We start from the raw sequence: 16,366 nt of genomic DNA, 5'->3' as shown, positions 1-16,366 counted from the left end.
CTTCAGGTGCTCCGAGCGGGACGCGGGCGCGGTGGCATCCCACGGTTGCCCATTGTCCTAATGTTTTGCCGGCCACCAGGAGATGTTCACCGAGCCGTCGTCGATGTACTGCCGGTAGAACGACACGGCGCCTCCGGCGTTCAGGGCTGTGCGTTCGGCGGCGCTGGGGGTGTGGCCGAGCATCAGGGCGAGGTCGTCGGTGTCTCCCACCCAGATGTGGCCGGCGTTGCCCCAGATGCCCCCCCACATCACGAACGGGTCGCGGCAGCGCCAGTCCCCGGCCGCGGCGTTCGCCTCGGCCGACCCACGATCGGATGTTCGCTCGTCGTAGTTGATGGAGTTCGCATCGGACGGGCACTGGTTCTGCGCCGGAACGGTCAGCGCGGGCAAAGGGGCATCCGGGTCGACGGCGGGACCGCCGGACGCAGCCGCTCCGGTGAGCGAACCCGGATCGGTCACACTCGAGAGCACCCGCACATTTGCGGCATCGAGCGATGAGCGCGCTGCCTGAGCGAATGCATCCGCGTCCGCCGGTTCGTAGAGGCCGTTCGTGGGATCGATCGTGGCGGCCGAAGCTCCTAATTGTCCCGGCAGCAGCCGGTACTGATACTGCGACGCAGCTGTGGCCTCGCTGCTGGCGGCCATCGTCATTGCGAACACGGCGACGAAAACGGTGGTCATGATGACAGAGAGCGCCGGGATGCTACGAGCGGGATTGCGTGCGGCGTCGCGTGCGGCGAGCCGTGCCGCCACCCCGGCGCGGCCCAGCACTCGGGCGACTGCACTCAACAACAGTTGGGAACACAGCACCAGACCGACGATGGCCAGCACGGGGCCGCCGATGAGCGTGCCGCTGAGCGCCCAGTCGATCAGTCCCGTCGTCCCGCGGTTTGCGATGGTGACGGCCACCAGGAGTCCGCCGCCAGCGAGCGTCACCCCGATCCCGACGATGAGCAGAACCAGACCTGCGAGCGGGCGTCGCCGACTTTGTCGTGGTGGTCGGCGTGCGCCGCGTAGCGCCTGGACCACATCGAGCCGCGACGCTCGGATCGCCGGAATCAACGCCCCCAGCCAACCGACGGCGACAGCGGCGAGACCGATCAGCAGCATCATGCTCACCGGCAGGTGGTAACCCCAGTAGCGGGTGGCGCTGCCATCGTCGGTCGTGGCCATGAAGAGGGTGCCCAGGCCGATTCCCGCGACCACGCCGACCACGCCCCCGATGGCGCCGAGGATCAGACCGCTCGCGGTGATCAGCCGGATGAGTGCTCCGCGTGGAGCGCCGACGCTCGCGAATGTTGCCAGAGACCGCTCCTGTGCTCTGGCGCCGACCATGAACGCAGCGCCGGCGAGCAGCATGACCTCGAGCAGCGCGAACCCGACGACGATCGAGCCCATCAGCACCACACTCGCCGAGCGGGAACGGTCCCCTAGCCCTGACTCGTCGTAGGCACTCGACCGTGGCGGGTCCATCGCGACTGCCCGGGAGAGAGCGACAGCCCCCCGCTCGTTGAGCGCTCTCACCTGCGCCCAGGTCATCGAGGTGTCCGGCAGGTAGACCACCGTCTGCGGGTCGGCGGTGAGGTCCGGAGGTGCGCCGAACGACTCCGGCATCCCGAAGAGGATCTCCTCGCTCGCGGGAACACCGCGCGCGTCGAGCACGCCGACCACCGTCACCTCTCGGTCGGCCGGCACGGTGATGTGCGCTCTGCCCCCTAGGGGGATACCGAGTCGTTTCAAGGCTCCTGCGGTGGCGAGAATCTCACCGGCCCCTGTGGGCGCGTGGCCCGCTGCCAGTCGATAGCGGCCGTCGAACGCGGGGTCCCACGATTCACCGAGAACAGTCCCGATGGCGGCGATACCCTCGCCTGTTCGTACCGTTACCGCGCTCGACAGCAGAGGGAGCATCCGGGTGCCGGCTGGGACGAGCTCGTCGACACGCGTGGTGGGCGTAGTCGACGAGCCATCATTCGAGCCGGAGTTGCCCCATGCCATGGAGCGCGGATCTTGAACGAGGTCCGTTCCCGGTGCGGCGACGACCTGCACAGCGGCCTGGGTCGTTCCGAGTTCGACGCGCAGATACTCGGACGCAGTCGGTGTTGTGCTCGCGGTCACGAGGACGAGCGCGGCCATACCGGCCACGGGGACAGCGATCAGGGCGACGATGAGTGCGCTGCGCCCGCGCGCCCGCACACTGTCGCGACGGGCGATGCGCAGGGTGGCGCGAGCGGCGGACAGCATGCCTCCGAACGACGACGTGAGAGGCGAGGAGCTGCTGCGTCCTTGTCTGCTCATGCGTTCGACCGGCCGGCGAGCAGACTGTCGGCACTGTCGGCGCGGCTCTCATCTACGATTCGACCGTCGCGCAGGAAGACGATTCGGTCCGCCCAGGCGGCGTGACGCGCGTCATGCGTCACGAGAATGCCGCCGGCGCCGGCGTCGACGCGACGGCGAAGCATCCGCAGCACGAGTTCTCCGGTATGGGAATCAAGGGCGCCAGTCGGCTCGTCAGCGAGTATGAGGCGGCGCGACCCCACGACGGCGCGGGCGATCGCCACGCGCTGCTGCTGACCGCCCGAAAGGTCGTCGGGGTAGCGGTCGGCCCGGTCGTCGAGCTCTACAGCAGTGAGGGCGTCGAGACCGGCCGTGCGCGCCTTGCGGGCTTTCCACCCGTCGAGTTCGAGAGGCAGCGTGACATTCTCGAGCGCGGTGAGCGCAGGGATCAGGTTGAAGTCCTGGAACACGAAGCCGAGCGACCGACGGCGCAGAGCGGCCAGACCCGAAGGCGGCAGATCGGCGAGCCACTGCCCGTCGACGATGACCTCTCCACTCGTTGGCGTGGTCAGACCGCCGGCGATGGTCAACAGTGTCGACTTCCCCGAACCGGATGCCCCCATGATCGCGACGAGCTCCCCACGCCCAAGGGTGAGATCGACACCCGCGAGCGCCGTTACCGACGCCTCGCCGGACCCGTAATGCATCGAGACTCCATCGAGGCGGAGAAGCTCACCAGGCACGGCTGCGCGGCTCATCGGGCGCCCGAGCCGCCGGCGCTGCCGCTACCGGACTTCACGGGCCGGCCGCGTTTAGGCAACTCGTCGCTCAGCGGCATCGCCACAGCGATGCCTGCCGTGACTGCTCGGGCAAGCCTTGTCTCGGTATGGTCGAGCCAGCGGATCTCGGCTTCCGCGCTGAAGATCAACGAGTCGAGCACCAAAAGGCCCGCGAGATCCTCCGCGCCGGAGGGATCGCTCGACGCGTTCTTCGTCTTGGTGAGGTCCTGCAGTGCGCGCAGCGTCGCGCGACGCTGCACCTGCACGACCTGGGCGAGGTCGACTCCCGGCAACGTGACAGCGACAGCAAGTTTGATCGCCAGCTCGTCGCGCGCTGCAGCTGACCTCACGACCGGCGAGGACAACCAAGCCGCAACCTCGGCGCGTCCCGTCTCAGTAATGGCGAAGTTCACGTGGCCATCAGTATCCGAGTCGGTCTTCGTAACCAGACCGTCGCGCTCGAGTCGGTCGAGCGTGTTGTAGATCTGGCCGACGTTCAGCGGCCAGGTCGATCCCGTGCGCCGCTCGAACTCGCTGCGAAGCTGATAGCCATAGCACGGCCCCTGATCGAGAATGGCGAGCAAGCTCTGTCGGATAGACATGGATTCCCCCGTCGTTAAATAGCTACAGGGTATTTATATACCCTGTAGCCGCATCTTGTGGGGCAGATGTAGCCGGTTGCCGTGCGTCGGCGTCGGGAGTTCGCACAGGTGTGGTTCAGCACGCTCGACGGGTGCGCCTACCGAATCCGATCTCGAATCGTTCGAAGCGACCCGCGTGCGGCGCTAACAGGCCCCGTCGTTCGTTCAGAGCTGCCACGGAGTTCGGGCATGGCCCGACGCCCCACTATTCAACTCGATCGGGGGCGCGGGCAGATCCGCGCAAACACTCGTCCCAATCGATGCGCCGGTCAGGATGGCACTTCGTCTCGCCCTGGTTCGGGGTGAACACCTCTTTGGCGATAGTCATGGCTGACATCGCCCTGGGCCAGCCGGTATAGAAGGCGAGGTGGGTGATCGCTTCGATGAGTTCCTTCTCGGTCACGCCGTTCTCGCGGGCGAACGGCAGGTGGAATCGGAGTTGGTCGGGGTTGCCGTCGGCGAGGAGAGCGGCCACGGTGGTCAGGCTGCGGTCGCGCTTGGACAGCCCGGAGCGCTCCCACACTTCGTCGAAGAGGACCTTATCGGTGTAGTGCACGAGGTCGGGCGCGAAGTCGCCGAACGCGTTCTGGCCTCCGGTCCAGCTAGGGTGCTGTTCGGTCATCGCCGCCTCCCGTTGTATTCGTCGTCGGTGATGTGCTCTTTCCATACCGTGGTTTCCGCCGGGTCGTCGGCGTTCTCGAGCATGGCGATGTGCTCCATGAACGAGTCCGGGGCCGCTGCATGCCAATGGTCCTGGCCGGGTGGTGTGTAGAGCGTCTCGCCGGGACGGACTTCGATGATGTTGCCGTCGCGGTCGCCGAAACGGGCCACGCCCTGAGTGACGCGCAGATACTGGCCGCGTGCATGGCTATGCCACGCGGTTCGTGCGCCGGGAGCGAAGCGGACGGTGGCGACGACCATCCGTTGGCCCTCGTCGTGCGGGAGAGCGACGGCGTCGAGCCAGACGTCGCCGGCGAACTGCTCCGGCGGGTTCTTGCTGGTGGGGATGCGTGGTTCGATGTTCATGCTGCCTCCGTCTGCAAAAGCACCTTGATAGCGCGGCGTTCGTCCATTGCCTTGTAACCTTCGGCGGCGTCGTCGAGGGGCAGGGTGAGGTCGAAGACGGTGCCGGGATCGATTTCACCGTCCATGATGAGCGTGATCAGCTCAGGGAGGAAGCGACGCACGGGTGCGGGTCCGCCGTGCAAGTGCACGCCGGAGAGGAACAGCTCGAGCCCGGGCAGCTCGACGTCGTGCGAGACCCCGACATAGCCGACGTGACCGCCGGGGCGGGTGGCGCGGATGGCCTGCATCATCGACTCCTGGGTGCCTACTGCTTCGATGGTGGAGTGCGCGCCGAGCCCTGTGGTGAGTTCTTTGATCTTGGCGACGCCGTCGTCCCCGCGCTCCTCGACGATGTCGGTCGCGCCGAATCGGCGGGCGAGTGCTTGTCTGTCGGCGTGGCGGCTCATCGCGATGATGCGCTCGGCGCCGAGCTGCTTGGCGGCGAGGATGCCGAGCAGTCCGACGGCTCCGTCACCGACGACGGCGATCGTCTTGCCGGGGCCGGCCTCGGCTGCGACCGCGGCGAACCATCCCGTTCCGAGAACATCGGACGCCGCCAGCAGGCTGGGGATCTCGTCCGGTCTCGGCTGCCGAGGTGTGGCGACGAGGGTGCCGTCGGCGAGCGGGACGCGCAGCAGCTCCGCTTGGGTGCCGAGCGCTCCCATCCCGATGCCATGGACGCAGCGCGACTGGTAGCCCGCCTGGCAGATCTCGCACGTGTTGTCGGAGGCGAAGAACGAGCCGACGACGAAGTCGCCGACGTTGATGGTCTTCACATCGTCGCCGACCTGTTCGATTACGCCGACGTACTCGTGGCCCATCGGTGCCGGGCCGTTCACCGGCTCGATCCCGCGGTAGGGCCAGAGGTCGGAACCGCAGATGCACGCAGCTGTCACGCGAATGATCGCGTCGGTGGGCTGCTCGATGGTGGGGTCTTCGCGCTCTTCGACGCGAATGTCTCCGGGGGCGTACATGATTACTCCACGCATGCGGGAGTTCCTTCCGTTGTGAGGGTGGGGGACGTGTCGGCGCGGGTGTCGAGCGCGCGCCGGGAGAGGAAGATGATCGCGGCCAATCCAGCGAGGACGATAGAGACCGTGGTGACGATTCCGAGGGGCAGAATGCTGAGGGCACCGGCGACTCCGACGAGGGGAGCGGCGATGCCCCCGAAAGCGAACCGGGCCGCACCGAGCAAAGAGGACGCGGTGCCCGCGATCTGCGGGTAGTCGGACAACGCCAGGGTCGTCGAAGGCGGACTGGTGACGGCGGTTCCACCGACCAGTGACATCAAGGACAGGATGACCACGATCAGCGGCATGTGCGCCAGTCCGGCGACGAGCAACCCGGCTGCGCCGAGTCCCGTCAGGATGAGGCCGATGACGAGAGTGCCGATGATGCTCCATCGTTCGCTGCTGCGTCCGGCGAGGTAGCCGAAGACCATGAATCCCGCGGAGTTCAGGCCGAATGCCAACGCGTACTGCTGAGGCGTCAGCCCGTAGACGCCCTGCAGCACGTAGGTGGCGCCGCTGAGATAGGCGAACAGAGCCGCGTAGACGAAACCCTGGGCGAGCACGGCACCGACGAACCGACGGTCGCGGAACAGGAGGCGCATGTCCTGTCCGACGCGGATGAAGCCGCCGGTCGTGCGCTCCGTCACCGGCAAGGTCTCCGGAAAGCCGAACGCCGCCCAGGCAAGGATGGCGGCGCCGATGACTGCGAGCACGAGGAACAGGCCGCGCCAGTCCATCAGTGTGGTGAGCGCTCCACCGAGAAGGGGTCCGACGATTGCGGCGAACCCGCCGATCACGGTGAGTCGCCCGTAGAACCGGATGAGACGGCCGCCGTCATAGACATCGCGTCCTGCGGCCTGCGCGATCACGATGCCGACACCCCCGGCAAGACCCTGCACCAGGCGGGCCGCGATCAGCATCTCAACCGTGGGGCTGGCGGCGCAGAGCGCGGAGACGATCACGTACGCGGCGATCCCGATGAGAAGGGGCAGGCGCCGGCCGAACCGGTCGGAGAGCGGGCCCGCGAGCAGTTGGCCGCCGGCGAGGCCGATCAGACACGCAGTCACCGTCAGCTGGGCCAACGAGGTCGCTGCACCGAGCTCGGACGTCAATGCGGGAAGCGCGGGGAGGTAGAGGTCCATCGAGATCGGTCCGAACACTGTCAGAACGAGCAGGGGGGTCGCCAGCCAACGGCCGGTGCGAACGCGGTCAGCGGTGGGGGCAAGGGAGTCTGTCACCCGACAAGCAAAGCGCGGCTCGCGTAGCCGGGGGAGTCTCTGATGAGAGGTGTACCGACAGGGAACCCCTGATTCGCGCTGACGGACGTAGCCTCGTGTGCATGGATAACCGAGCCGAGGTCCGCGAGTTCCTGATGTCGCGACGCGCAAGGCTGACCCCGGAGCTCGCCGGCATCCCCGCGGGCCCCAACCGGCGGGTGAGTGGGTTACGTCGCTCCGAGGTCGCCATGCTCGCCGGCGTCAGCGTCGAGTACTACGCCAAGCTCGAACGCGGTGGCATCGCCGGCGCTTCCGCCTCAGTGCTCGACGCGGTCTCGCAGGCCCTGCAGCTCGACGACACCGAACGCGCCCACCTGCTCGACCTCGCGAGGGCCGCGGACGGTATCCCCGCCTCCGGCCGGGGACGTCGCCGCGCTGCCCGCAACCCGGCGACCCGTCCGTCACTGCACTGGGCGCTCGACGCGATCACCGACGGCGTTGCGGTCGTCCGCAACGCACAGTCCGATGTGATCGCGTTCAATGCCCTCGGCCGTGCCTTCTACTCCCCGCTGATCGGCGACGGCGGACGCACACCCAACCTCGCCCGATTCCAGTTCCTCGACCCCGCCTCACACGACTTCTACCCTGACTGGGAACTCTTCGCCGAGATGTGCGTCGCGGTCATGCGCGCCGAGGCAGGGCGCGACCCGCACAACCGGGCCATCCAAGACCTCGTCGGCGAACTCTCCACCCGCAGCGACACCTTCGGACAGCTCTGGGGAGCGCACAACGTTCGCACCCACGGCGCCGGCACGAAACGCTTCCACCACCCGATCGTCGGTGAGCTCACCCTTGCTTACGAGGAATTCGCCATCACTGCCGAACCCGGGCACATCCTCCTCATCTACACGGCAGAACCCGGTTCACCATCTGCAGAAAGCCTGCGCCTCCTCGCCTCCTGGGAAGCCAACCACCCGCCGGTCGTGGAACACAACTGACCGGGCTGAAGGAGGCTCCCTATGGTGGGCACGCGAGTGCTGGAATCGTGTTGCTCGGTCTGGCGTTGGCCGGATGCACAAGCAACAACATCTCCACAGCTACGACCTCGGCGCCCGCAACGTCAACACCGTCCCCGACCGTGACGTCACCGACCAACTCCCCGTCAGAGGCGACCGTGAACGATACCGACATCCGCATCACCATCAACGAAACAACCGTCTTCGGAATCCTCCGACCCAGCGCTGCGACCGCGTCGCTCCTCTCCCAATTGCCACTCGACCTTTCGTTCCGCGACTACGGAAGCCATCTATAACGCCACCGATTGGAGTCTCCGCATGACTGAGAAGGACGTATGGTTCATCACCGGCGCCGGCCGTGGGATGGGCGTCGACATCGCGCAGGCCGCTCTCGCGGCTGGTCGTCTGGTCGTCGCGACGGCTCGCGACGCGGCGAAGGTCGCGGCGGCTGTCGGAGGGCACGAGAATCTGCTGGCCGTGTCGCTCGACATCACGGACACCGCTTCCGTCGACGCCGCGGTCAGAGCCGCGACGGATCGCTTCGGTCGGATCGATGTGCTCGTGAACAACGCCGGGAATTTCCAGCCCGGCTTTTTCGAAGAGGTCAGCCCTGCGCAGTTCCGTGCGCAGATGGAGACAAACTTCTTCGGCCCACTGAACGTGACCCGTGCATTGCTGCCGATCATGCGCGCACAGCGGTACGGCCACATCATCACCATCACTTCAACAGCCGGCATCGTCTCCGGTGGGTTCGGTAGCGCTTACGGCGCATCGAAGTTCGCTTTGGAGGGCTGGACCGAGTCGCTTCGTGAGGAGGTCGCGCAGTTCGGTGTCCGCGTCACCGCCGTCGAACCGGGATTCTTCCGCACCGAACTCCTGGTGGAAGGATCCTCCACCATCTGGCCCGAGCTATCGATCGCCGACTACGCCGAAGCAACCGCGAAAACCATCGAAGAGTGGAAGTCGATGAACGGTCAGCAGAGCGGCGACCCTGCCAAGCTCGCCGCGAACCTCGTCAAGGTCGTCGACCTTGACCCGGCACCGGCACGATGGGTGGCCGGCGCCGATGCCGTCGAAGCTATCACGGCGAAGGGACAGACCCTCATCGACCAGGCGACGGCGCACCTCGACCTGTCTGCCGGCCTGGACCACTAGGAACCGAGTCGGGAACAGGTCGAGCTGACAAGGCGCCTATCGGTGTCGCGACGAGCACGGGCGGAGCCGGAGAGGGTTGGGCCTCCCCCGCCCCTGACGGGGAAGAGCTGCAGCTGCCCGGCACGTGGGCTTTGTCTCGAGCCCACGCACCCCCGCGTAGGAGGGCTGGTCGGGCTTCGGCCGACTACCTGGTACACGGCGTGGCGCGCATAAAGAGCGCAGCGCATGAAAGCATCGATCGGGGAGGACCCGATGAATAAGGAAGCAGTTCCGACAATCCAGGCCGTCGCGTTGCGGGCGGGGGTATCGATCGGCACCGTCTCCAACGTGCTCAACCGGCCGTCGCAGGTGCGCCCGGAGACACGAGCGCGAGTGCTGCAGGCGATCGACCAGCTCGGGTACATCCGGAACGCCGCTGCCCGAGACCTCAAACGTCGGCGTACGGAGGGCATCGGCCTCATCGTCCCCGACATCGTGAACAGGCTCTTCGTCGAGATGGCGCGTGGCGCGCAGATCACCGCTCAGAGTCGAGGGTTGAGCTTGCTCATGGCCAACGCTGTGTTCCAGTTCGAGTCCTTCGACGCGCCCGACGCTCAAACGGATCGGCAGGACCAGTTCCTCGACGACTTCGCGGAAGCTCGCGTGAGTGGCATCCTGCTCGCATCCATGCGCGACCCCGCCGAAGGCATCGCTCGCATTCGCGGCCACGTCAGCCCGATCGTCGTCCTCAACTACGATCAGCCGGGCGACTGGTGCTCCGTGCTGATGGACAACGAGGAGGCGGGCCGGCTGGCCGCCGAACACGTAGCCGAGATCGGCATCCGACACATACTGTTCCTCTCCACTGCCGACGTCGCCCAGCCGATCATCGAGAGGCGGCGCGGCCTGCACGATGGCGCCCAGCGACTCGGTCTCGAGGTGACGGACGTCTCGACGGACGGCCTCTGGGTCGAGGACGGTATCAAAGCAACGACCCGACTTCTCTCGCACGAGCCCATCGATGGGAGATACGCCATCGTAGGAGTGACGGACGAGATCGCCATCGGAGCCCTACAGACGTTGCGAGCCCATCCCGGGATCAGGGTGCCGCACGACGTAGCAGTCATGGGCCTCGATGGCGACCATGACGGCGAGCATTCCGACTGGATCACCCTCACATCGATCGTCCTCCCCGCGTTTCAGATGGGCGAGGAAGCAATCCGCCTCGTGATCGACGAAGCGGAACCCGGCCATCAGCATCAGCGCTCCGTTCTTCCTGTCACCATCAGGGGCGGGCAGAGCACCACGGGGTAGCTCAACTACAGCGTTCACTGCGACGCTGCCGCCCCTGACTGATGCGCCGGCAGGACGACCCATAGTCGGCTCCAGCTCATCGCTCTGGTGGTGAAGCGTAACCGATCCGGCGGACCGCGTTCGCCCACAGCCACACGAACTCCGGGAACCTCTCACCCTCTGGCGTGTAGTGGATGAGCACAGCCCCACCAGGTGTCCACGCGATCGCGTCGGCGTCGACTTTTATGACTTCGTCGTACACAACCCTCGCTTGCACGAGGGCGCGCACGGGGACGGGGCGTGGTTCGTCTCGTCGTCGGACGGTGGTTCGGACCACTCTTTCAGGCAGACTGACCGGGTGCGGTTTGCGGTCGCGTTGTTCGGCTTCTGGGCCTCAACGTAGATTGCCCGTGGCCGGCGCTTCAGTCGTCGTCGAAGTCGACGTCCTTCCCGCGGAGGGCGGCGATCGCTTTGACGATGAGCTGGATGGCCGCGATTGCGATCAGGACGGACACTCCCAGCGCCAGTACCGGGTCAAGCCAGTAGAGACCGTTCGTGACCAAGATGATGCCACCGGCCACGGCGATCGCTGCCGCGGCGGCCGCGTCGGCGATGGCATCAATCAGAACGGATCGCATGTGCAGGTCCTCGCCTGCTGCGGAACGGCCGAGGACGAATGCGCCGGTGAGCATGACGACGACCGTGATGAGACTGACGATCACCATCGGCAGACCCTCAACCGGTGGTGAGCCTTCGCTTAGCCGGGAGAGCGCTTCGATCGTCACGGTTATGGCTACGACCAGCAAGAGGGTGGCATTCACGAGCGCCGCGATTGCGATCGGCCGCTGTGCGTGCGGGTGATCCGGATCGCGGTCGCGAAGGGCGATGGCGATCAGACCAAGCACCAGCGCAAAACAGTCGGCCACGGTGTCGCCGGCGGCGGCAAGCACACTGACCGAGTGCGCGAGCAGGCCCGCGACGACCAAACCGACGATCAGGGCGACGTTGAGGCAGAGAACGATCAGGATCCGGCGACGTTGACTCCACCTCGGAGCCCTGCCTCCGACCCGATCGGGCTCACCGTCATTCGATGCAACGGACACCTGAACATTGTTTCATCCGGATCCGGCTCAGATGATACCCGTAGTAGACACGCAACGACCACGAGGAACCCGCAAGGCCTTCGGGTGGCGCTTCGTCACCCCGCTGTATATGGGTGCTGCACTGAATCCGATCAACGGCTCGATCATCGTCACCGCCCTGGTCGGAATCGCGAGCGATCTGCATGCGACGCCGGCCTCGGCATCGGCCCTGGTGGCCGGACTGTACTTGGCGAGCGCTGTCGCCCAGCCGACGATGGGGAAACATGAATTAGCCGAAGCGAACACCAAAGGCCGGTCTGACGGAAACGTCGGCCGGCCTTTCGTGTTGGTCGTGCCGAGGCTGGAATCAGGGCCGTGATCGCGGCCGCATCCCCCTCCAGGAGGCGTCCGCGTACACTCGGCCGCATGTCCACTTCTCCGCGTTCGACGCTGACGGCCGCACCATGAAGGCGGTGGTGTACGACCGGTACGGCCCGCCCGACGAGCTGCGAGTCGAGGATGTCCCGATGCCGACGCCGGGCGCGGGTCAGGTGCTGATCGAGGTCGTCGCGACAGCCGTGAATCTGACGGACTGGGAGGCGCTGACGGGGTCTCCGGCATATGCGCGGAACGGGCAGCTGCGTGCCCCGTCTCGCCGGGTGCTCGGCTCGGACATCGCCGGGCGGGTGGCGGCTGTCGGCTCCGGGGTCACCCGGTTCCGCCTCGGAGATGAGGTGTACGGCGACAATCTGGCTCTCATGGGCGGGTTCGCCGAGTACGCGGTGGCGCCCGAATCGGCGCTCGCGCACAAGCCGGCAGAGCTGACGTTCGCCCAGGTCTCCACGTTGCCGCAGTCCGGTTCGATCGCCGTTCAGGGAACCGCCGGCGTGCGCCGCGGGCAGCGCGTGCTGATCAACGGGGCGGGCGGTGGGGCGGGGTCGTTCGCCGTCCAGCTCGCCAAGCTCGCCGGGGCGCACGTGACAGGCGTCGACAACGCGGGCAAGCTCGATTTCATGCGAGAGCTCGGCGCCGACGACGTAGTCGACTATCGCAGAGAAGACTTCACCCGGCGCGAACCGTACGATCTCGTGCTCGATCTCATCGCGCACCGATCCGTGTTCGCGTATCGGCGGGCGCTGACGCGCGGCGGACGCTACCTCTTCGTCGGCGGAACGGTGCGATCGCTCTTGCGGGTCATCACTGTCGGGGCTCTTCTCGGCCTGCTCACCGGGCGCCGGCTGGGACTCCTCATCGCGCGCCCGGGACCGACGTACTTCGAGCCCGCCGCCGAGCGTTGCATCGCCGGCGACCTCCGCATCCACATCGACCGCACCTTCGCACTCGACGAGGTGCCGCAGGCGATCGCGTACGTCGGCGAGGGGCACTCGCTCGGCAAGGTGGTCGTCACGCCCTAGGTCATCTACGGTTGTCGGATGCGTTCGTGCTCCCCGGAGGACCGCGCAGCCGAACCTCCTTGCACCCGCCTCACGAACCACATAGCATCGCAGAAACCGATCACTTAACGGTTTTCTTGCACATCCCGCTCAATGGAGACGCCTCGCGATGACCGACCAGCTCACCCGCACCCCGTCGGCCCTGCGCGTCGTGCTCGGGAGTCCGCTCTACCGCGGTTCTACGGTCGCCCTGTTCCTCTCCGGACTCGGGACCTCGGCTGCCGCGCCGCAGATCGCGCAGTTCCTGGTCAAGGATCTCGGCAGTTCGCTCACGGTCGCGGGCCTGTACTACCTCACCAACCTCACGGCACCGATCGCCGGCTACCTGATCGGACGCCGCTCGGACCGCACCGGCCGCAGGCTCGGCCTGTTCCGGGTGAGCGCAGCGGCCGGCGCTCTCGGCTGGTTCTCCATCGCCTTCTCCAGTCAGCTCTGGATGCCGTTCGTGATCAGCGCGGTCATCCTGGGTTTCGCAGGGGCAGCGGCATCTCAGCTCTTCGCTGCGATCCACGACGAGCTCGAAGCCTCCCCGACACCGGTCGGGGACGGTGTCGTCTCGATCGTCCGGATGGCTCTGACGTTCGGCTGGGTGATCGGCCCGGTCGCCGGGGCGTATCTCGCCGCACAGACGAGCCTCCGCGTCATGCTGATCGCGACGGCCCTCTGCACGCTCGCCCAGATCGTTCCGCTCGGAACGTTGCGCGAGGGCGCAGGCCTGGCGCCCGCTACGGAGCATGACGTCGATCCGGCTGCGCGTGCCCAGGTGCCGGTGCGCGCGATGGCACCGCTCCTCGCGTTCACCGGGCTGTTCATCCTCGTCTACGCCGGCGAGCCGATCAAATACGCCTATCTGCCGATCTACATGAACGGGCAACTGCACTTTCCGGCCGCTCTCAGCGGCGCCATCATCGGTATCCAGCCGCTCGTCGAGCTCGTCCTGATGCCGGTGGCGGTCGTCGTCGCGCGCAGGATGGGGATGCTCCCGCTCATGGTGATCGGAGCGCTTTTCGGCGTGGGGGCGAACCTCCTCTTCGCGACGACCGGGACGGCCGCCGGACTCTTCGCCGGTCAGCTCTTGATGGGTGGCGTCTGGGGGATCTTCGCCGGGCTCGGCATCATCGTGGCCCAACGGCTGCTGCCGGCCGCGATCGCCACGGCGTCGGCGATCTTCATCACGGCGCCGGCGCTGAGCTCCGCCCTCGGCGGTCTCGCGGGAGGCATCGGAGCAGGCACGATCGGGCTCCCGCTCGTGTTCGTCATCCCTGCCGTGTTCGCCCTCATCGCAGCGATCGGGCTCGTCGTGCTTCATCGACGGGTGGGGAACAGGATCTAGGGTGCGCGACGCAGTGATCTGAGTTTGAATGTGGTCATGGTCTCCTCCGTGTCGACCGGCCCCGCTTCAGCCACGCCCGAGTGGAATTCTCCCGCGTCAGTTTTCACGCCGTGGGAGGCGGAAGTCACGAGTTGGCCGGACTTCCTCGACCAGGTGCAGAAGCTCACGGCCAGATATTCGGGACGCGAGCTGGTCTGGCGAGGAGCACGGTCGGCCGACTGGGCGCTGCAGAGCTCGCTCTACCGCCGACTCTCGATGATCCTGGAGCGAGCGCCCACCGAGTCGGAGATGGCTGCCGCTGAACGACAGATCTTGCGTCGCGCGCGCTACGACTGGCGTTTCGACAATCTCAGCGCGATGCAGATCTTCGCCAGCCTGCAGCACTACGGCGGACCCACGCGGCTCTTGGATGTGACGGCCAACCCGCTGATAGCGGCCTGGTTCGCGGTCGAGCCGAAGGACACAGGTCGGGCCGACGCCGCGCGGGTCTTTGCGTTCGCCTCCAAGCGGCCGCCGGTGCATCTTCGCGGTCGTTGGGCGGAAAGGTATCCGTGGTGGTTCGGGCTTCGAACAGACCCCGACAGAATCGACGCCGACTGGGGCACGGGGCACAACGTGCGTGTCTGGCGACCGCCGGCGTACTCCGAACGAATTGCCGCCCAGAACGCCGGGTTCATCATCGATGGCGCACCGGTCGGCGGCGGCGAGGCGGCTCTCTGTCGGATCGGTCCGGAGTCGCGGCTGCGGTGGACGCTCTCTCAAATCCAGGAGACGAGCTCCATCAACCTCCGGTTCGGTCAGATCGAGCGGACAGCGACCAGCGACGCCACCGGCCCGATGTACACCCTCAAGCTAGAAGCGGATGCGATCGCCGAGATCCGAGACCAGCTTCAGCGCGTCTACGGCTACCGCGCCTCGTCCATCTACGCGGATATGAGTGGCCTTTCGGCGTTCCTCACGGAATCGGCCGAATCCCTGACCGACTCCTGGGGATCCGACGCGGGCCCTTCCGATTGATTCGTCGTGCTTATGACCTGGTCGATGGGCGGTCTTATACACCGCGCGGACCCGCTGTCAGTCTGGATTGGACACACACCAGCACGCCTTTCCCGGGCGACGAATCGAAGGAAGTCATGTCCGAATCATCGAATCTCACGGCCACCGATCTTCGTGTGGCAGTTCTCGGCACCGGAACGATGGGAGCGGCTATGGCCCGATCGCTTCTTCGCTCCGGGTTGCGCGTGACGGTCTGGAACCGGAGCGCCGAGAAGACGAAGCCACTGGTCGACGCCGGCGCGCGCGCCGCAGCCGACCCGTTCGATGCGATGCGGGATGCCGACGTCGTGCTGACGATGCTGTTCGACGCCGACGCCGTGGTGCGCGTCGCCTCCGAGTTCCTCCCTGCCGTGCGTGAGGGTGCGATCTGGATGCAGAGCTCCACGATCGGCGCGGACGGCATGCGCGCGGTCGCCGCTGCAGCATCCGGATACGACATCAGCGTGGTCGACGCGCCCGTTCTCGGAACCAAGGGACCTGCGGAAAACGGAGCGCTGACCGTGCTCGCTTCGGGCGAGAGTCGGGCGATCGCCACGTTGCAGCCGATCTTCGACGCGATCGGGTCGAAATCGATCGTCGTGGGCGAACGCCTCGGCGAGGCATCCGACCTGAAGCTGGTCTGCAACACCTGGGTGGGGAGCCTGACCGCCGGAACCGCCCAGTCGGTCGCGCTCGCCCGGATGTTCGGGCTCGATCCCGCGATCTTTGTCGAGGCCGTCACGGGGTCGGCGTCGGACAGCCCGTATGTGCACCTCAAGAGCGCCGTGATCCTGGAAGGGAACAGGGCTCCGCAGTTCGCCCTCGACGGGCTCCTCAAGGATCTGCGTCTGGCTCAAGCGACGGCCGGATCCTCGCGGGCGACCACGTACCTCGACGATCTGGAGCGCCTGTACGCCGAGGCGAGCGCGAAGGGCCACGGCGGCGACGACGTGGCGTGGGTGTACGACGCGGTCAGCGCGCCGACCCGACCCGGTAGCGCCGCGCCCGGGCGCTGACGGGCATCCGGATGCTC

15 protein-coding genes and 1 pseudogene are annotated in these 16,366 nt (G+C 66.8%); 8 read left to right on the top strand and 8 right to left on the bottom strand.

What is annotated here, in order from left to right; all coding sequences use genetic code 11:
• Window positions 1-57 precede the first annotated feature (57 nt).
• From ACFVV5_RS00165 to ACFVV5_RS00135, 7 genes and pseudogenes are all read right to left on the bottom strand, one after another.
• Window positions 58-2,295: an FtsX-like permease family protein gene (locus tag ACFVV5_RS00165; protein WP_387237115.1), complete on the bottom strand. Its 2,238-nt coding sequence runs from the start codon at window positions 2,293-2,295 to the stop codon at window positions 58-60.
• Complete coding sequence (locus ACFVV5_RS00160; protein WP_387237113.1) at window positions 2,292-2,981, bottom strand: ABC transporter ATP-binding protein; 690 nt, start codon at window positions 2,979-2,981, stop codon at window positions 2,292-2,294. Before ACFVV5_RS00160 ends, ACFVV5_RS00165 begins: the two co-directional genes overlap by 4 nt.
• A 47-nt stretch (window positions 2,982-3,028) precedes the next feature.
• Window positions 3,029-3,655: a PadR family transcriptional regulator gene (locus ACFVV5_RS00155; protein WP_387237110.1), complete on the bottom strand. Its 627-nt coding sequence runs from the start codon at window positions 3,653-3,655 to the stop codon at window positions 3,029-3,031.
• 340 nt (window positions 3,656-3,995) lie between these two features.
• Window positions 3,996-4,316 (bottom strand): annotated as a pseudogene (locus ACFVV5_RS00150) (carboxymuconolactone decarboxylase family protein); the annotation flags it as partial.
• Window positions 4,313-4,720 (bottom strand): cupin domain-containing protein, encoded by a 408-nt coding sequence (locus ACFVV5_RS00145; protein ID WP_387237107.1) that lies wholly within the window; start codon window positions 4,718-4,720, stop codon window positions 4,313-4,315. The pseudogene ACFVV5_RS00150 and the gene ACFVV5_RS00145, both read right to left, overlap by 4 nt.
• Window positions 4,717-5,748: a zinc-dependent alcohol dehydrogenase family protein gene (locus ACFVV5_RS00140; RefSeq protein ID WP_387237104.1), complete on the bottom strand. Its 1,032-nt coding sequence runs from the start codon at window positions 5,746-5,748 to the stop codon at window positions 4,717-4,719. Before ACFVV5_RS00140 ends, ACFVV5_RS00145 begins: the two co-directional genes overlap by 4 nt.
• On the bottom strand, window positions 5,736-7,007 hold the full coding sequence (locus tag ACFVV5_RS00135) for a multidrug effflux MFS transporter (protein ID WP_387237101.1): 1,272 nt from the start codon (window positions 7,005-7,007) through the stop codon (window positions 5,736-5,738). Before ACFVV5_RS00135 ends, ACFVV5_RS00140 begins: the two co-directional genes overlap by 13 nt.
• Before the next feature lie 101 nt (window positions 7,008-7,108).
• Between ACFVV5_RS00135 and ACFVV5_RS00130 the strand changes: the two genes are divergently transcribed.
• From ACFVV5_RS00130 to ACFVV5_RS00120, 3 genes are all read left to right on the top strand, one after another.
• The gene (locus tag ACFVV5_RS00130) at window positions 7,109-7,984 is read left to right on the top strand and encodes a helix-turn-helix transcriptional regulator (RefSeq protein ID WP_387237098.1); all 876 of its coding nucleotides are present in this window, start codon (window positions 7,109-7,111) and stop codon (window positions 7,982-7,984) included.
• Window positions 7,985-8,320: 336 nt separating this feature from the next.
• Entirely contained in the window at window positions 8,321-9,157 is an 837-nt protein-coding gene (locus ACFVV5_RS00125) for an SDR family NAD(P)-dependent oxidoreductase (protein WP_387237095.1), read from the top strand.
• Between the two features lie 252 nt (window positions 9,158-9,409).
• A complete protein-coding gene (locus ACFVV5_RS00120) occupies window positions 9,410-10,450 on the top strand; it encodes a LacI family DNA-binding transcriptional regulator (RefSeq protein WP_387237092.1) in 1,041 nt (346 codons plus the stop codon).
• Between the two features lie 401 nt (window positions 10,451-10,851).
• On the opposite strand, the gene ACFVV5_RS00115 is transcribed toward ACFVV5_RS00120, so the two are convergent.
• Entirely contained in the window at window positions 10,852-11,532 is a 681-nt protein-coding gene (locus tag ACFVV5_RS00115) for a cation diffusion facilitator family transporter (protein ID WP_387237089.1), read from the bottom strand.
• A 109-nt stretch (window positions 11,533-11,641) separates the two neighbouring features.
• Between ACFVV5_RS00115 and ACFVV5_RS00110 the strand changes: the two genes are divergently transcribed.
• From ACFVV5_RS00110 to ACFVV5_RS00090, 5 genes are all read left to right on the top strand, one after another.
• Window positions 11,642-11,890 (top strand): hypothetical protein, encoded by a 249-nt coding sequence (locus tag ACFVV5_RS00110; protein WP_387237086.1) that lies wholly within the window; start codon window positions 11,642-11,644, stop codon window positions 11,888-11,890.
• Window positions 11,891-11,975: 85 nt separating this feature from the next.
• Window positions 11,976-12,926 (top strand): NAD(P)-dependent alcohol dehydrogenase, encoded by a 951-nt coding sequence (locus ACFVV5_RS00105; protein ID WP_387237083.1) that lies wholly within the window; start codon window positions 11,976-11,978, stop codon window positions 12,924-12,926.
• Window positions 12,927-13,074: 148 nt separating this feature from the next.
• Complete coding sequence (locus ACFVV5_RS00100; RefSeq protein ID WP_387237080.1) at window positions 13,075-14,298, top strand: MFS transporter; 1,224 nt, start codon at window positions 13,075-13,077, stop codon at window positions 14,296-14,298.
• A 36-nt stretch (window positions 14,299-14,334) separates the two neighbouring features.
• On the top strand, window positions 14,335-15,315 hold the full coding sequence (locus ACFVV5_RS00095; RefSeq protein ID WP_387237077.1) for an FRG domain-containing protein: 981 nt from the start codon (window positions 14,335-14,337) through the stop codon (window positions 15,313-15,315).
• 116 nt (window positions 15,316-15,431) lie between these two features.
• Complete coding sequence (locus ACFVV5_RS00090) at window positions 15,432-16,349, top strand: NAD(P)-dependent oxidoreductase (protein WP_387237074.1); 918 nt, start codon at window positions 15,432-15,434, stop codon at window positions 16,347-16,349.
• Window positions 16,350-16,366 lie beyond the last annotated feature (17 nt).

This window comes from Leifsonia sp. NPDC058248, from assembly GCF_042881905.1.
Taxonomy (GTDB): domain Bacteria; phylum Actinomycetota; class Actinomycetes; order Actinomycetales; family Microbacteriaceae; genus Leifsonia.
The sequence above is the reverse complement of the archived record's forward strand: the minus strand, read 5'-3'. Positions and strand labels throughout refer to the sequence as shown.

What these genes read in the sequence shown, in the direction of transcription:
- ACFVV5_RS00165 (WP_387237115.1), bottom strand. Translation starts at nt 2,295, where the DNA reads ATGAGCAGACAAGGACGCAGCAGCTCCTCGCCTCTCACGTCGTCGTTC.
- ACFVV5_RS00160 (WP_387237113.1), bottom strand. Translation starts at nt 2,981, where the DNA reads ATGCATTACGGGTCCGGCGAGGCGTCGGTAACGGCGCTCGCGGGTGTC.
- ACFVV5_RS00155 (WP_387237110.1), bottom strand. Translation starts at nt 3,655, where the DNA reads ATGTCTATCCGACAGAGCTTGCTCGCCATTCTCGATCAGGGGCCGTGC.
- ACFVV5_RS00145 (WP_387237107.1), bottom strand. Translation starts at nt 4,720, where the DNA reads ATGAACATCGAACCACGCATCCCCACCAGCAAGAACCCGCCGGAGCAG.
- ACFVV5_RS00140 (WP_387237104.1), bottom strand. Translation starts at nt 5,748, where the DNA reads ATGCGTGGAGTAATCATGTACGCCCCCGGAGACATTCGCGTCGAAGAG.
- ACFVV5_RS00130 (WP_387237098.1), top strand. Translation starts at nt 7,109, where the DNA reads ATGGATAACCGAGCCGAGGTCCGCGAGTTCCTGATGTCGCGACGCGCA.
- ACFVV5_RS00125 (WP_387237095.1), top strand. Translation starts at nt 8,321, where the DNA reads ATGACTGAGAAGGACGTATGGTTCATCACCGGCGCCGGCCGTGGGATG.
- ACFVV5_RS00120 (WP_387237092.1), top strand. Translation starts at nt 9,410, where the DNA reads ATGAATAAGGAAGCAGTTCCGACAATCCAGGCCGTCGCGTTGCGGGCG.
- ACFVV5_RS00110 (WP_387237086.1), top strand. Translation starts at nt 11,642, where the DNA reads ATGGGTGCTGCACTGAATCCGATCAACGGCTCGATCATCGTCACCGCC.
- ACFVV5_RS00105 (WP_387237083.1), top strand. Translation starts at nt 11,976, where the DNA reads ATGAAGGCGGTGGTGTACGACCGGTACGGCCCGCCCGACGAGCTGCGA.
- ACFVV5_RS00100 (WP_387237080.1), top strand. Translation starts at nt 13,075, where the DNA reads ATGACCGACCAGCTCACCCGCACCCCGTCGGCCCTGCGCGTCGTGCTC.
- ACFVV5_RS00095 (WP_387237077.1), top strand. Translation starts at nt 14,335, where the DNA reads ATGGTCTCCTCCGTGTCGACCGGCCCCGCTTCAGCCACGCCCGAGTGG.
- ACFVV5_RS00090 (WP_387237074.1), top strand. Translation starts at nt 15,432, where the DNA reads ATGTCCGAATCATCGAATCTCACGGCCACCGATCTTCGTGTGGCAGTT.